This window comes from Curtobacterium sp. MCLR17_039 (genome assembly GCF_003234745.1).
Lineage (GTDB): Bacteria > Actinomycetota > Actinomycetes > Actinomycetales > Microbacteriaceae > Curtobacterium > Curtobacterium flaccumfaciens.
Genome location: NZ_QKTF01000003.1, coordinates 139,987 through 153,652, shown reverse-complemented (window position 1 = coordinate 153,652; position 13,666 = coordinate 139,987). Strand labels below are relative to the sequence as shown.

The window sequence follows — 13,666 nt, the reverse complement described above, 5'->3', positions numbered from 1 at the left end:
TCGCTCCGTGGCGCGCTGTCCAGTCCCGGCTTGACCGGATTCGGCAGTGGCGTGTATAAGCCGCCACACACCGCTTCCATTCCCGTGCTCAGCCGGGTCCGTGCTCAGCCGAGCCCCTGATCAACCGAGACGCTCGCGCTCGACGTGATCCGCGCCTCCCGGCCCGCCCGGCAGTCCTGCCAGCGCACGGAACGCGTCCTCCGGTCGACGCGTGCGGACGAACGTGACCCGGCCCCGGTCGTCCGTGAGCTCGATGCCGAGCCCCGGCGTGAGGATGAGCGCGCGCACGCCGCGACGGATCCGCAGGCCGACACCGCCGTAGGTGGCCGCGTCCGCCTCGACCAGGCGGACGTCGGTGATCCGCCGGCGCGGGATGCGCCGCGGCGGGAGCGGACGGAAGTGCAGGGTCACGTGCCGCTCGGTGACGGTGAACCCGGCACGCGCGAGCAGGAGCAGCGCCCCGAGGGCGACGGCGAGCAGGGCCGGCACCAGCAGGGCGACCTCCGGCGCGTCCCCGGGCCAGCCGAGCACGGCGGCGGACAGGCCGGCGCCGCCGACGAGCAGCGCCGTGCCGACGACCCGCATCCAGGTGGGTGCGGTCTCGCGGTCGGCGTGGAACGGCAGGGAGGCCCGGATCACCCGGGTGGGTCGGGTGGGTCGGGTGCCGGCCCGGCGGGTGTCCGGGGTGGTGGAACGAGCGGTGGGCACGCTCATGGTGTCGGCGGTCATGACGGAGGTCTCCTGCGGCGGATCAGCAGTGGTGCACTCGTCATCGGGTGCGGTGCGTTCGACGGCCAGCGCGCGCGGGTGGCCGGAGGGGTGGCGCGCAGCAGCACGCCGACGACGCGCACGCTCGAGCGGTGGGGGCGCTCACGGGCACGTCGTGGTCACGGTGTCCGGGCGGACGCGTGGTGTGTGGGGCACACACGCATCGACGCTCTGGCGTCGTGACGACAGGCGTCAACGGTACGCAACGAGTCTTGGCGTCCGCTGGTCGTCCATGTGTACGCATTCACGTGTCCGCGGTGCGTCGCCTGGGGACGACGGGGTGCTGCTGACGGTCAGCGCAGGACGCGGGCGACGGCCTCGGCGCGGGTCCGGACCCCGAGCTTCGCGAACACCTGGTTCACGTACGACTTCACGGTGGGGACCGTCAGGAACAGCTCGGCGGCGATCTGCGGGTTCGTCCGGCCGTCCGCGATCCGCTCGAGGACGTCCAGTTCGCGCGGGGTGAGGTCCGGGAACCGGGCACCGAGTGACCGGCCCGGATCAGCTCCCGCCGGCGCAGCGGAACCAGCAGCGGAACCAGCAGCGGCGCCGGCACCTGCATCGGCACCAGCAGCACCGGCGAGGCGCGCCACCAGCCGCGCCCCCACGGTCGCGTCGAAGGTCGACTGCCCGGCGGCCACCGCCCGCACCGCGGTCGCGATCTCCGCCCGCCCGGCGTCCTTCGTCAGGTAGCCGCGCGCTCCCGCCCGCAGCGCGGTGACGATGGAGTCGTCGTCGGCGTAGGTCGTCAGCACCAGGACCGCCACCCCGGGGTGCTCGGCGACGATCCGCGCGGTCGCGGTCGGCCCGTCGACCCCCGGCATCCGCAGGTCCATCAGGACGACGTCGGGCACGTGCCGGTCGACCGCGGCGATCGCCTCGGCACCGTCCGCCGCCTGCCCGACGACCTGCAGGTCGGGCACGAGCGACAGCACCGTCACCAGGCCGTCGCGGACGATGGCCTGGTCGTCGACCACGAGCACCCGGATCGTCACGAGCGGTCGTCCTCGGCAGCGCCCGGAGCGTCCGCGGTCTCCGCATCGACCGAACCGTCGACGGGCAGGTGCATGGCGACGACGAACTCGTCGTCGGAACGCTCGGCCTCCACCGTGGCCTCGCTGCCGAGTTCCGCGAACCGCTCGCGCATCCCGAGCAACCCCTGTCCACCGCTCGGCAGCGGGTTGGCCACGACGACGTCCACGGCGTCGCCGTCCCGGATCACCGACAGGGACACGGGGCGGCCGGGAGCGTGCCTGCGGGCGTTGCTGAGGGCCTCCCGGACGACCTGGACCACGGCGGCCCGGTGGGCGTCGTCGAGGACCGCGAGGGCCGCGTCGCCCTGCACGACGACCTCGCCGCCGAACGAGCGGTGCGCGTCGAGCAGGGCCGTCAGGCCCGACGCCTGATCGGCGGACGGACTGGAGGCACGGGTCGGCTCCGGCTGGTCGGGCTGCGGTTCGTCGCGGAGCGCGTGCACCGCACGCCGCGCCTCGGCCAGGCCGTCCGCGGCCAGCGCGCGGGCATCGCCGGCTCGGCGGGTGGCCTCGTCGACGCGGCCGGCCTCGAGCAGGGCCTCGACCGCGTCGAGCTGCAGCACCAGGCCGCCGAGCGAGTGGGCGAGGACGTCGTGGATGTCCCGGGACGCCCGCGACCGGTCGGCGAGGAGCCGTGCGCGCTGCTGCTGCCGCTCGGTCTCGCGGGCCTGCGCCGTCGTGATCCGGACCTGCCGACGGCTGAATCCGACGAGCACGCCGAGCAGCAGCCCGCCGCTCACGCCGAGGACGAGCTGCACCGACGCCTGCTCGAGCGTCGCGGTGACGGCGACCACCACGACGGCGGCGAGCGCGGCGACCGCGGCCGTCCAGACCGGCAGGCGGAGGTCGGCGCCGAGGACGACGAGCCCGACGATCACCGGGACGACCAGGAGCGAGTCGGTCGGCACCACGACGCAGGATCCGGCGGCGGTCATCACGCCGGCTGCGGCGACGAGCACGCGGGGCGTGCGTGCTCCTTCGCGGACGGCCCAGGCGGCGAGCGCCACGGCCCCGAGGACCCAGACCCACGCCGGGTGGTGGAGCAGGAGGCCGTTCCGGACGAACCAGAAGGCGACCACGGCGATCCCGACGGCGTTGAGTCCCCAGGTGAGCACCGAGCGAGACCGGACCACGGCGGGGTCGGTCGGGTCCGGGTCGGTGGGCAGGCTCACCGGACCATCATGCCGCGGCGGGACGCCTCCGACCGGTCGCCGCCGCGGGGGATGCGCTGGTCGACCACCAGGGCACGGGCGGCGCGGTTCAGGGCGAGCACGAGCAGGATCGTGCCGGTCGAGGTGAGCAGGTGCGCGCCGAGGTGGCCGCCGAGGACGTCGAGCCCGATGCGGGCGGCGATCAGGACGAGCCAGAGCGCGGCGCCGAGCCAACCGGTGCGGGACTGCAGGGTGCGGCCCTTGTCGTCCGGTGTCGTGACGGTGCGGAACCGGGTCATGGCCCCCATCGCGAGGCCGACGCCGACGGTGAGCAGGGCTTCGAGGCCGAGGAACACGACGTCGGTGGTGGTGACGGTCGTCGTGGTCTGCGCGAGGACGACCACGCCGACGATCGCCATCACGAGCGGACCCCGCCAGATGCGCGCCGGGTCGAGGAACCGCCAGGTCGCCTGCCGGTACGCCAGGAGGCCGACGAGGGCGAGGCCGATGAGCACGTTCGCGAGGAGCTGGACCGACATGGTGTGCCTTTCGAGGTGGTCCGGCGGGGCGTTCCCGACCGGTGTGATCAGCCTCGTTCCGGGCGTCCCCCGGGCACACCAACCAGGGGTGGGGCGCGGGTGGTGATCGCGGTGGTGTTCCATTGACGGCATGGCTGATGCGTTCGACGGGTTCCGGATCGGTGCTGGGTACTCGGTGGTGGAGCCGGACCGGCACCGACCGGGGTCCTTCACCCTGGTGGTGGACGGCACCCCGCAGTCGCACGTGGACCTCGAGGACCCGACCCACCTGGCGTTCGAGTACATCCGCCGGATCGGGCACGCGATCGACCTGCTGCCGGACGGCCCGATCACGGCACTGCACCTGGGCGCCGGCGCCCTCACCCTGCCCCGCTACGTCGCGGTGACCCGTCCGGGTTCGCGGCAGCAGGTGATCGAGCTCGAGCGTGACCTGGTCGAGCACGTGCGCGAGGCCCTGCCGTTCCCCCGTGGCGCGTCGATCCGGGTGCGGTACGGCGATGCCCGGGAGGTCCTCGGCAAGCTGCCCGCCGGGCTCCGCGGCACCGTGGACCTGGCGGTGGTGGACGTCTTCGGCGGTTCGCAGATCCCCGCACACGTGACGAGCGTCGAGTTCTACCGCGAGGTCGCCGCGTTCCTGTCGCCGACGGGCATTGTCGCGGTGAACGTGGCCGACGGCGCCGGGTTGGCCTTCGCCCGCGGGCAGGCGTCGACGCTGCAGTCGGTGCTGCCGTCGGTCGCGGCGGTGGCGGACACCGGGATGCTCAAGGGCCGGCGGTTCGGCAACATCGTGCTGCTCGGGTCGCCGACCGACCTGCCGGTGGCGGACATGCCGAGGCGGTACTCGTCCGACCCGATGCCGGCCAAGGTCGTGCACGGTGCGGAGCTCCGGTCGTTCATCGCCGGGGCGCCGATCGTCACGGACCAGACGGCGGTCGCGTCGCCGGAGCCGAACCGGAGCGTGTTCGGGGGCTGACGCCCGCCCGCGGCGTCGCCGGGGACGGACTTCGGGCACTCGACGGGTCCGGCTGTCAGGATGGTCTGAACGACCGCGCAGCTGCGCGACCGAGCGATGGGAACCCTGATGACGAACGACGACCGGAACGACCAGGACCGGACGGGCGACGGCCAGGCGCCGCGCTGGGGCGACGCCCCGCAGCAGCAGCAGCCCGACGCCGATGCCCCGCGGTACGGCGAGCGGGTGGACCCGGCGCCGACCTCGACCCCGCAGTACGGCGAGCAGTCCGGGCAGGGTGACCAGCAGTACGGCCAGCAGCAGTACGGCCAGCCGTCGAGCACGCCGAGCTGGAACGACCAGCAGCGTCACGACCAGGGCCAGCACCACGACCAGCAGCCGTACGCCGCCGCGCCCGCGCACTCCGGTGCCCCGGCCTGGCAGAGCCACGACGAGCCGAAGCCCAAGAAGAAGAAGACCGTCGGCATCATCGCGTTCGTGCTCGGCCTGCTCGCGCTCGTGCTCGGCGTCGTCGGCGGCTACATCATGGGCTCGGCCATCAGCAACAGCGGTGTGATCGACCAGATCACGCAGAACGGTTCGACGAACCTCACGCCCGAGCAGATGCAGAGCGAGGTCATGAGCGACCCGGACGTCCGCTCGCAGCTCGTGGGTGGCATCGCCGTGATCGGCATCGCCGCGTTCCTCGGACTCTGGGCACTCGTGCAGGGCATCATCGCGGCCGTCGCCAAGCGCGGTCGTGTCTGGGGCATCCTGGCGATCGTCCTGGCGGTCGTCGCGACCATCGCGACGTTCGTCACCTACGCCGGCGTGGCCGCTGCCGGCGCGGTGGGCGCCAACTCCTGATCGACCCCTCGACCGAACGGCCCGTCGCGCTCCGGCACGGCGGGCCGTTCGTCGTCCCGGGGGTACGCGCGGACGGCTGCACCCGCGCAACCTGAGCGCGTCGCACCGACCGCTCCCGGGAGACCGCGGCTACCCTCGAACCGATGTCCCTCCCGCCCGACGACCGCCAGCAGCCCGACCTGTCCGACCGTTCCCGTGAACCGCGCCACGCGGCTCCCGTGACGGCCGGAGTCAGCCCGGGCAGCACCTTCGCGCCCATCAGCCTGCGACCCGCGGTCGACGTCGACGCCGTGCACCAGCGGCTCCGTGACCTCGGTCAGAGCCGCAGCACCGACGCCCTCGCCGAACGGGCCGAGCTCCTCCGCCTGCTCGGCCGTCTGGACGAGTCGCTCGTCATCGCCGAAGAGGTGTTCCGCCTCGCGATGTTCACCGGGGAGCGCCAGGACAAGGTCGCCGCGCGGATCCGTCGTGCGCACGTCCTGCACGACCTCGGCCGGCACGACCGCGCCGCCGCCGAGGCCGCCATGGCCCGCGACACCGCCGCCACCGAGGAGTGGCCCGAGCTCGAGGGCGCCGCGGCCGAGATCGAGGGCTGGTCGCTGTTCGAGAACGACCGCTTCGACGAGGCCCGCGCCGCACTCTCGCGGGCGTACCAGGCCTTCCGACAGGCCGGCGCGCCGTCCGAGCGCACCGACGCGCTGCGCACCGCGGTCGAGGCCGCCATGCGGGCCTCGATCACGAACCCGGCGGAACCGTCCGACCGACCCCGGACGGCCCGCGAGGTCGCCGCCCGCCGCGCCGAGGACGACGAACCCACGACCCGCGTCGCCGAGCCGGTGAAGCAGGTCCCGCCGATCCGCCGGCGCGTGCTCGGTGCGCCCGACGCCGCCCGGACCGAGGCCGACGACATCTGGGGCCGGATCGCGGCCCGGGCAGCGAAGAAGGGCCAGGCCGACCCGCGTTCCGAGCAGTGACCGCGCTCGAGGCCGTCCGGCTCCGCGCCGAAGCGCTCATCGCCGAACACCTCGGCACCGGGACGTGGGCGTTCGGGTTCGACCACGCCAAGACCCGCGCGGGCCAGTGCGACTTCGCGCGGAAGCGGATCACGGTGAGCCGCCACCTGGCCACCCGGTTCTCCGACGACGACGTCGAACAGGTCCTGCTGCACGAGGTCGCGCACGCCCTCGCCGGCGCCCGGGCGGCACACGGCCCGAAGTGGAAGCGCACGGCCGCGTCGATCGGGTACACCGGTTCCCGGCTGCACGACGGGCCGATCGCCAGCGAGCTCGCCCCCTGGATCGGCACCTGCCCCGCGGGACACGAGCACTTCCGGTACCGCACGCCCACCCGTCCCCTGGCCTGCGCCCGCTGTTCCCGGCGGTTCGACGCCCGGAACGTCATCACCTGGCGGCGACGGACCGCGGACGACGACGCGGCCACGATGGCGTCGACTACCGCATGAGGTGCCCGACGCACGGAGGCGCGCCGGTAACCCGTTAGCCTGGGCGGATGCACACGGGGCAGCACATCCGCACGGACGCCGGTTCCTCCTGGTTCTTCGACGCCGGACGGATCGCGCTCGACTTCGCGCACACGGGTGGCTTCGCCGACGACCCCACCGGACGCCGACCGCGGTCGCAGCTCGGGGAGCTGCTCGCGAGCCCGGCCGACCTGGACGAGTGGCTCAGCGAGCACACCGAGCCGATCGACGTCGGTGCCAGTGCCCGCGAGCTGCAGGACGCCCGTGCCCTGCGTGCCGCGATCGCCCGGCTCGCCGCGGCGGCCGCCCCCGCGCCGTCGAGCACCGCCGCGGAGCGCACCGCCGTGGCGGCGGGCCTGCGTGCCGGAGCCGGCCGCACGCGCCCCGCGCCCGACGACATCGACACCGTCAACCTGTTCGCCGCCCTGCCGGACGTGCCCCCGAGCCTCCCGGGTGGCCGACGCCGCGCCGGAGCGAACCGGGTCCGCCTGGCGCAGGCCCTGTCGAGCGTCGCGCGCGACGCCGTGGCGCTCTTCACCGAGGTCGGCTTCGACGACGTCGAGGCCGACGGCCGGCCGACGCGCCTGAGCCGGTGCTCGGCCGAGGACTGCGGCCTGGTGTTCTACGACTCGTCGCGCGGTGGGACCCGTCGCTGGTGCTCGATGCAGCGGTGCGGCAACCGGGCGAAGGTCCGGGCGCACCGCGCTCGCCGCGCCGCGGAGTGAGCCCGAGCTGACACCTTCCTCTCGTTGTCCGGGAGGGGGCGAGTCGCGACACCCCGCTCGCCTCTGCCGAGCGGTCACCAACCGTCGCCCGACGGCGTCGCAACCGTCAGGTTGCGACCACCCGACGCGAAGCAAGCGACGAGTCGTGACCAGCCACCGGCCGGGAGGCGCGTGGCGGCGCCGCCACGGGCCTCCTGTCCGCCTTCCGCGAGCGGTCACGACACCCCGCGCACCTCGGCCGAGCGGTCACCGACCGTCTGCTGGCGGCGTCCCAGCCGACGGGTCCTGACCATCCGACACACGCACGCGCGAGCGGCGACCGGCCAGCACCACGACATGACGAAGAAAAAGATTCGGTGAGCCGAATTCTCTGGCAGGATCGGTGCATGACCGACACTGCCAGCCCCCGGCTCGACGAGCACCCATCCGGTGCCCCGCGTCGTCGCGCAGCCGGGCTCACCCTGCTCGGACCGGCCTTCGTGGCGGCGATCGCGTACGTCGACCCGGGCAACGTCGCCGCCAACCTGACGGCCGGAGCCGAGTACGGGTACCTGCTGCTCTGGGTGCTCGTGGCCGCGAACGCCAGCGCCGTGGTGGTGCAGTACCTGTCCGCCAAGCTCGGGGTGGTGACGGGCAAGTCGCTGCCCGAACACCTCGGCCTGCGGATGCGACGAACCCCGCGCCTGCTGTTCTGGGGCCAGGCCGAGATCGTCGCCGCCGCGACCGACATCGCCGAGGTCATCGGCGGCGCGCTGGCGCTCTACCTGCTCTTCGACCTGCCGCTCGTGGTCGGCGGGATCATCACCGGGCTCGTCTCGATGCTCCTGCTGACCCTGCACAGCCGCCGGGGCACGCGCCTGTTCGAGACCGTGGTGACGGCGATGCTCGCGATCCTGACGGTGGGCTTCTGCGCCGGGCTGCTGTTCGCCAGGGTCACACCGGCCGACCTGGTCGCCGGGCTCGTGCCGCGGTTCGAGGGCGCCGGGTCGGTGCTGCTCGCGGCCTCGATGCTCGGTGCGACCGTGATGCCGCACGCGGTGTACCTGCACTCGGCGCTCGCCCGGGACCGCCACGGGGACGTCCCCGCCGGGCCGGAGCGTCGCCGGGTGCTCGTCGCGACCCGGTGGGACGTCGGGCTCGCGCTGATCGTCGCGGGTGGGGTGAACATCGCGATGCTCGTCCTCGCCGCGGCCACCCTGCCCGGAGTCGCGGGCACCGACTCCATCCCCGGTGCGCAGCGCGCCATCGCCGAGAACGTCGGCCCGGTCGTCGGGGTGCTCTTCGCCGTGGGCCTGCTCGCGTCCGGCCTGGCCTCGACCTCGGTGGGCTGCATGGCCGGCGCGGAGATCATGAAGGGCCTGCTGCACGTGCGGATCCCGCTCGTGGCCCGGCGCGCGATCACCCTGGTGCCCGCCATCGTGCTGCTCGCGCTGAACATCGACGCGACGATGCTGCTCGTCGTCAGCCAGGTGGTGCTGAGCTTCGGGATCGCCTTCGCGATCGTGCCCCTGGTGGTCTACACGTCGCGACGGAGCGTGATGGGGACCGACGTGAACGCCGCGACCACCCGGGTGGTGGCGTGGGTGATCGCGGCGGTCATCGTGGCGCTCAACGTCGCACTGGTCGTGCTCACCCTGACCGGCTGAGGCACGACCGGTCAGGGTGACGGGCGGTCGTCACTCGACGACCTGGACGTCCTTCCAGAACGCGACGTAGCCCGAGTAGTCCTTGCCGACGCGGTCGAACGACGACGGGATCGGCGTCGGGTACGACCACGCGCGGTCCTGCAGCGCCTGTCCGTCGACGTTCACCGTGAAGTACTGGGTGTCGCCCTTCCACGGGCAGTGGTACTGGGTGGGGCTCTCGGTGAAGAGCTCGGTCTTCACGCTCGACGGCGGGAAGTACCAGTTGCCCTCGATCTTGATGAGGTCCTCTTCGGGGGCCTCCGCGATCACCGTGTCGCCGACGACTGCCTTCATGGCGTTGCTCCTTCGCTCGCTGGTTCCGTGACGGGGCGAACGCTACGCGCGCTCCCCCGATTCCCGCAGGACGGTCAGGTCGGGGCCCGCGGCGAGCGCCGCGAGCACGTCGTCACGGCTCAGGACGGCGGCTCCCTCGGACGCGCTGACCAGGTGCCGCACTGCGCGGCGCAGCCCCGTGTACGCCGCGCAGGCCGCGGCGGCCTCGGGTGAGGTGTGGTCGATGCCGACCTCGGTGAGCGCGTCGACGACGGCTCCGGCGGCGAGCAGGTCCTCGACGGCGAAGTCGGGTGCGTCGGCGACGTCGACGGACTCCCCCGCCGCCTCGGCCGCGTCGTCGAGGGCAGCGGTGTGGTGCAGCCCGGCGGCCACGATCGCGACGACGCACCGGTCACCGCGTGCGGCCTGGAGGCCCGTCACCCGTTCCGCGACGGCCGCCGCGTTGCCGAGGTGGCCGAGCACGACCTCCGGACCCTGCGGCAGCTGGGCGGTCACGTTCCGCAGCGCGCGCCGCCGTGCGGCGGCGTCGGGAGTCGGCGGCAGGGCGTCGACCCAGACGAGCAGGTGGGTGCCGTGGGCGATGCGAGCCGCACCTCCGGGACCCCACGCGAACCGGACCTGGTACTTCTCCTGGGTGCGTTCTGCCACGTCCCTCACGATAGCCGCCCGGGCGATGCTGTCCCTCTCCACAGGGTCGCCGTCCGACCGGGTTCCGCCAGGGTCGTCGACCCTAGGATGCATGGTCATGGAGATCGCCCCCGTACCCACCCTGACCGGCGACCGTGTGACGCTCGAGCCCCTCGGGCAGGAGCACGCGGAAGACCTGCGGGCGGCGGTCGCGGACGGCGATCTGTGGCGCACCTGGTACACCTCGGTGCCCGCCCCGGCACAGGTCGAGGCCGAGATCGACCGGCGTCTCGCCGAGCACGAGGCCGGCCGCATGGTGCCCTTCGCCGTGCGGGACCGCCCGACCGGCCGGGTGGTGGGTGCGACGACCTTCATGAACATCGACTCGGGCAACCGCCGTGTCGAGATCGGCAGCACGTTCCTGGCCAGGTCCGCGCAGCGATCGGGGATCAACACCGAGTCGAAGCTGCTCATGCTGTCCCACGCGTTCGAGGCGTGGCAGTGCATCGCGGTCGAGTTCCGCACCCACTGGCACAACCTGCAGTCCCGAGCGGCCATCGCGGGCCTCGGCGCCAAGCAGGACGGCGTGCTCCGGAACCACGCGATCGGCCGTGACGGCACCCTGCGCGACACCGTGGTGTTCTCCGTCATCGCGTCGGAGTGGCCGGCGGTCCGCCTCTCGCTGGCCGAGCGGCTCCGGCGGCACGACCGCGCCGAGGGGTCCCGCCGTCGGTCGGCCCGGCACGCCTGAGGCGTCTCGCGAGCGTCGTCGCGCCGGCGTCGTCGCGCCGGCATCGTCGCGCCGGCATCGTCTCGCCGGCATCGTCTTGCCGGCATCGTCTTGCCCGCCGAGCCACGGCGCGCCGTCCAGCCCGCGGGCGTAGCGTCACCGCCATGCACGTCGGCCTCCGGATCGTCCTCGATGCGCCGGTCGACGCCGTGCGCGATGCCCTGCTGTCCCCGTCCGTGATGGTGGCGGTGACGAAGCCGTTCCTGGCGTACCGCTCGCGCGACCCCCGGGGGTTCCCCGAGCGCTGGGAGCCCGGGCACCCGCACCCGATCACCGCGGACGCCTTCGGGCTGGTGCCGAGCGGCGACACGCACGTCGACCTCGACCTGTACGAGGTCCGGGGAGTCCCCGTGCAGCGCGACAACGGCGGCGGCACGTCCGGGTTGTTCGGGCGGATGACGATGTCGCACCGGATGGCCGTCGTCCCCGCACCGGGAGGCCGCACCCTGCTGCTCGACCGCCTGACCTACCGGATGCGACCGGCCGTCCTCGGGCTCGCCCTGTGGCCCGGCATGTGGGTCATCTGGCAGTGGCGGGCGTTCCGGATGCGCGCCCTCGCGCCCACCTGGCGGACCGACGGCGAGTGACGTGACGCGGGTCGGGCCTCCCGTCCACCGCGGAGCGGGCGTAGCCTCGACCACGTGAGCCAGACGCGCCCCCAGGAGCCGACGACCGACGACCGCGTGCGCAGCACGCTGGCGACGACGGATTGGCGGCGGATGACGTTCGACCTGTACCGCCGCGTCCGCGCCACCCCGGACCCCCAGACGGCGCACGCGCTCTGGCGCGAGACCCGGGACGCGATGTTCGCGGAGCACCCGGCGTCGCCGCTGCTCGACGAGGACGCCCGCGACTTCGAGTCCCTGCCGGTGCCGGATTACGACCCCGCGTGGCGGTTCCAGGTGCGCATCGAGGCCACGGAGCCCGCCGAGTTCGACTTCGAGACCGGCACCGACGGCGTGGTCCACTTCGACCGGCTCGGCCTCGTGCGGGTCCCCGGTGTCGGCACGCTCGACGTCTGGAAGCACGGCGGCTACGCGGGCGGGGTGTTCGTCCCGGTCAAGGACGCCAGCGCCGGCAAGGCCCGCGGCACGTACGGTGGCGGACGCTACCTGCTCGACACCATCAAGGGCTCGGACCTGGGCGGCGACGACCTCGGGTCGCTCGTGCTCGACTTCAACTTCGCATACAACCCGTCGTGCGCGTACGACCCGGCGTGGGCGTGCCCGCTCGCGCCTCCGGGCAACACCGTGCCGGTCCCGATCCCCGTCGGCGAGCAGTACGACTTCTAGGGTGGAACGCATGACAGGACTCGTCGCCCTCGACGTCGGTGGCCGCGTGCCGCCGTTCGAGCAGGTCCGATCGCAGATCGCCGCACAGATCACCGCCGGGTACCTGGTGGACGGCGAACGGCTGCCGAGCGTCCGTGGGCTGGCGGACGAGCTCGGGCTCGCCGCCGGCACCGTCGCGAAGGCCTACCAGCTGCTCGAGGAGGCCGGGCTCGTGCACACCGCACGGGGCGCCGGCACCCGGGTGGTGCGGCCGGCAGCGGTGCCGGACGCGGTGGCCGAGGCTGCTCGTGCCCTGGCCGCTGCGGCCCGCTCCGCGGGGCTGTCGGCGGACCAGGCAGCGACCGCGTTGCGGGAGGCGTGGCCGGCCTAGCGCAGGCGGGGGCGGGTGGCTGGCTGGCTGGCTGGCGCGGGTGGCTGGCTGGCGCGGGTGGCTGGCTGGCGCTTCCGGGCGTACCTGGTCGTTCCGGGCGTACCCGGTCGGAAGTTCTGACCCGGTACGCCCGATCCGACCAGGCATCGCAGGCGTTCTGGGAAGGACCGTTCCGAGCGCTCAGCAGTGCTCGTACACGTACGCGTCGTCCTCCGGGGTCACCAGGTCGCGGTCGCGCAGGATCGTCATGGCCGGACGGCTCCCCAGCCCGCAGACCGACGCCCACGAGCCCTCGAGGGTGTCCGAGTACTCGACGTCGATGACCCGTCCGCCGTAGGCCTTCGTGTACGCGGCGCACTCCCGGTACTGCACGCACTCCTCGGCGACGACGAAGTCGAACCCGGTCTGCTTCCTGCCGGACGCCCCGAGCTGCGGGGTGTTCTTCTGCCCCACGGCCAGGCCGTGCCGGTGTCCCTCGGCGACGAGCGACTTCGCGAGCGCCAGGTTGCCGGCACGGGTCAGCCGCTTGCCGCTCCGGGTCCACGAGTCGAGGTTGTCGAACTCCACCGCGTCGAACCCGCGGTCACCGCAGCGGGCGACGCTCTTCGCGAGCACCTTCGTGATCAGGGCACGCTTCGCCGCGGTCCGGGTGTCGAGGAGCATCTCGTCCGGCCACCCCGGGTCCGAGACCGGCTTGCCCGCACGGTCACGGAGGATCGCCGACGGGTACGACTTCTTCCACGTGCTGGCGGCCTCGGGCTGCGTCTGGAACCCGTTGACGTAGCAGATGTTGTACTTGCCCTTCGCTGGGCGGTCGGTGCTGTCGCGCTCGACGATCGTCACGCCGGAGGGCGGGGTGTACCCGCCGCCGAGCTGGTAGTCCACGCGACCCGAGGTCGGCAGGTTGCGGTAGCTCCCGGCCGCGCTGGTCGTGGCGGCCTCGGCGCAGCCGGCGGTGCCGAGGACGGCCACCAGGGCCATCGCGGTGGTCAACAGGACGGATCGCGTGCGCACCCCGGAATCCTCGCACGCCACGGGCGAACGACCCCGCCCTCGCCGTTCCGGGGATGTGCACGCTATGCTGGTCGTACT

At 73.5% G+C, this 13,666-nt stretch carries 17 protein-coding genes; 10 read left to right on the top strand and 7 right to left on the bottom strand.

Features of this window, described 5'->3' with window-relative positions; translation table 11 throughout:
• Window positions 1-120: 120 nt before the first annotated feature.
• The 4 genes from DEJ00_RS04580 to DEJ00_RS04565 form a co-directional block, all read right to left on the bottom strand.
• Entirely contained in the window at window positions 121-729 is a 609-nt protein-coding gene (locus DEJ00_RS04580; RefSeq protein WP_111056566.1) for a hypothetical protein, read from the bottom strand.
• A gap of 332 nt (window positions 730-1,061) precedes the next feature.
• Window positions 1,062-1,763: a response regulator transcription factor gene (locus DEJ00_RS04575; protein ID WP_111056565.1), complete on the bottom strand. Its 702-nt coding sequence runs from the start codon at window positions 1,761-1,763 to the stop codon at window positions 1,062-1,064.
• Entirely contained in the window at window positions 1,760-2,974 is a 1,215-nt protein-coding gene (locus DEJ00_RS04570) for a sensor histidine kinase (protein WP_111056564.1), read from the bottom strand. Before DEJ00_RS04570 ends, DEJ00_RS04575 begins: the two co-directional genes overlap by 4 nt.
• The gene (locus DEJ00_RS04565; protein WP_111056563.1) at window positions 2,971-3,492 is read right to left on the bottom strand and encodes a hypothetical protein; all 522 of its coding nucleotides are present in this window, start codon (window positions 3,490-3,492) and stop codon (window positions 2,971-2,973) included. The genes DEJ00_RS04570 and DEJ00_RS04565 overlap by 4 nt, the downstream gene beginning before the upstream one ends.
• Window positions 3,493-3,622: 130 nt before the next feature.
• Between DEJ00_RS04565 and DEJ00_RS04560 the strand changes: the two genes are divergently transcribed.
• The 6 genes from DEJ00_RS04560 to DEJ00_RS04535 all read left to right on the top strand — a co-directional run bounded on the left by DEJ00_RS04560 (window position 3,623) and on the right by DEJ00_RS04535 (window position 9,162).
• The gene (locus DEJ00_RS04560; RefSeq protein WP_071245518.1) at window positions 3,623-4,465 is read left to right on the top strand and encodes a spermidine synthase; all 843 of its coding nucleotides are present in this window, start codon (window positions 3,623-3,625) and stop codon (window positions 4,463-4,465) included.
• 108 nt (window positions 4,466-4,573) lie between these two features.
• Window positions 4,574-5,311, top strand: a complete 738-nt coding sequence (locus tag DEJ00_RS04555; RefSeq protein WP_146247868.1) for a DUF4064 domain-containing protein — start codon at window positions 4,574-4,576, stop codon at window positions 5,309-5,311.
• Between the two features lie 143 nt (window positions 5,312-5,454).
• Window positions 5,455-6,285, top strand: a complete 831-nt coding sequence (locus DEJ00_RS04550; protein ID WP_111056561.1) for a hypothetical protein — start codon at window positions 5,455-5,457, stop codon at window positions 6,283-6,285.
• Window positions 6,282-6,773, top strand: a complete 492-nt coding sequence (locus DEJ00_RS04545; RefSeq protein WP_071245529.1) for a SprT-like domain-containing protein — start codon at window positions 6,282-6,284, stop codon at window positions 6,771-6,773. The genes DEJ00_RS04550 and DEJ00_RS04545 overlap by 4 nt, the downstream gene beginning before the upstream one ends.
• A 47-nt stretch (window positions 6,774-6,820) precedes the next feature.
• Window positions 6,821-7,516 carry a CGNR zinc finger domain-containing protein gene (locus DEJ00_RS04540; protein ID WP_111056560.1) on the top strand — a complete coding sequence of 232 codons (696 nt, stop codon included), beginning with the start codon at window positions 6,821-6,823 and terminating at the stop codon, window positions 7,514-7,516.
• Between the two features lie 386 nt (window positions 7,517-7,902).
• On the top strand, window positions 7,903-9,162 hold the full coding sequence (locus DEJ00_RS04535) for an Nramp family divalent metal transporter (RefSeq protein ID WP_111056559.1): 1,260 nt from the start codon (window positions 7,903-7,905) through the stop codon (window positions 9,160-9,162).
• A gap of 30 nt (window positions 9,163-9,192) precedes the next feature.
• Here the strand turns inward: DEJ00_RS04535 and DEJ00_RS04530 are convergent, their stop codons facing one another.
• Complete coding sequence (locus tag DEJ00_RS04530; protein ID WP_027466755.1) at window positions 9,193-9,495, bottom strand: DUF427 domain-containing protein; 303 nt, start codon at window positions 9,493-9,495, stop codon at window positions 9,193-9,195.
• Between the two features lie 42 nt (window positions 9,496-9,537).
• Window positions 9,538-10,143, bottom strand: a complete 606-nt coding sequence (locus tag DEJ00_RS04525) for a hypothetical protein (RefSeq protein WP_258373539.1) — start codon at window positions 10,141-10,143, stop codon at window positions 9,538-9,540.
• 91 nt (window positions 10,144-10,234) lie between these two features.
• On the opposite strand from DEJ00_RS04525, the gene DEJ00_RS04520 reads away from it, so the two are divergent.
• The 4 genes from DEJ00_RS04520 (at window position 10,235) to DEJ00_RS04505 (ending at window position 12,574) form a co-directional block, all read left to right on the top strand.
• A complete protein-coding gene (locus DEJ00_RS04520) occupies window positions 10,235-10,873 on the top strand; it encodes a GNAT family N-acetyltransferase (RefSeq protein ID WP_027466757.1) in 639 nt (212 codons plus the stop codon).
• Window positions 10,874-11,016: 143 nt separating this feature from the next.
• Complete coding sequence (locus tag DEJ00_RS04515; protein ID WP_111056558.1) at window positions 11,017-11,499, top strand: hypothetical protein; 483 nt, start codon at window positions 11,017-11,019, stop codon at window positions 11,497-11,499.
• A 132-nt stretch (window positions 11,500-11,631) separates the two neighbouring features.
• The gene (locus tag DEJ00_RS04510) at window positions 11,632-12,204 is read left to right on the top strand and encodes a DUF1684 domain-containing protein (RefSeq protein ID WP_051597091.1); all 573 of its coding nucleotides are present in this window, start codon (window positions 11,632-11,634) and stop codon (window positions 12,202-12,204) included.
• Window positions 12,205-12,214: 10 nt separating this feature from the next.
• Window positions 12,215-12,574: a GntR family transcriptional regulator gene (locus DEJ00_RS04505; RefSeq protein ID WP_035809483.1), complete on the top strand. Its 360-nt coding sequence runs from the start codon at window positions 12,215-12,217 to the stop codon at window positions 12,572-12,574.
• Between the two features lie 180 nt (window positions 12,575-12,754).
• Here DEJ00_RS04505 and DEJ00_RS04500 read toward each other — a convergent pair whose 3' ends face one another.
• Window positions 12,755-13,588 (bottom strand): endo alpha-1,4 polygalactosaminidase, encoded by an 834-nt coding sequence (locus DEJ00_RS04500; RefSeq protein WP_111056557.1) that lies wholly within the window; start codon window positions 13,586-13,588, stop codon window positions 12,755-12,757.
• Between the last annotated feature and the right edge of the window lie 78 nt (window positions 13,589-13,666).

Bases quoted from the DNA above. Each gene is read 5' to 3' on its own strand.
- DEJ00_RS04580 (WP_111056566.1), bottom strand. From the start codon at position 729: ATGACCGCCGACACCATGAGCGTGCCCACCGCTCGTTCCACCACCCCG.
- DEJ00_RS04565 (WP_111056563.1), bottom strand. From the start codon at position 3,492: ATGTCGGTCCAGCTCCTCGCGAACGTGCTCATCGGCCTCGCCCTCGTC.
- DEJ00_RS04560 (WP_071245518.1), top strand. From the start codon at position 3,623: ATGGCTGATGCGTTCGACGGGTTCCGGATCGGTGCTGGGTACTCGGTG.
- DEJ00_RS04555 (WP_146247868.1), top strand. From the start codon at position 4,574: ATGACGAACGACGACCGGAACGACCAGGACCGGACGGGCGACGGCCAG.
- DEJ00_RS04550 (WP_111056561.1), top strand. From the start codon at position 5,455: ATGTCCCTCCCGCCCGACGACCGCCAGCAGCCCGACCTGTCCGACCGT.
- DEJ00_RS04540 (WP_111056560.1), top strand. From the start codon at position 6,821: ATGCACACGGGGCAGCACATCCGCACGGACGCCGGTTCCTCCTGGTTC.
- DEJ00_RS04535 (WP_111056559.1), top strand. From the start codon at position 7,903: ATGACCGACACTGCCAGCCCCCGGCTCGACGAGCACCCATCCGGTGCC.
- DEJ00_RS04530 (WP_027466755.1), bottom strand. From the start codon at position 9,495: ATGAAGGCAGTCGTCGGCGACACGGTGATCGCGGAGGCCCCCGAAGAG.
- DEJ00_RS04520 (WP_027466757.1), top strand. From the start codon at position 10,235: ATGGTCATGGAGATCGCCCCCGTACCCACCCTGACCGGCGACCGTGTG.
- DEJ00_RS04515 (WP_111056558.1), top strand. From the start codon at position 11,017: ATGCACGTCGGCCTCCGGATCGTCCTCGATGCGCCGGTCGACGCCGTG.
- DEJ00_RS04510 (WP_051597091.1), top strand. From the start codon at position 11,632: ATGACGTTCGACCTGTACCGCCGCGTCCGCGCCACCCCGGACCCCCAG.
- DEJ00_RS04505 (WP_035809483.1), top strand. From the start codon at position 12,215: ATGACAGGACTCGTCGCCCTCGACGTCGGTGGCCGCGTGCCGCCGTTC.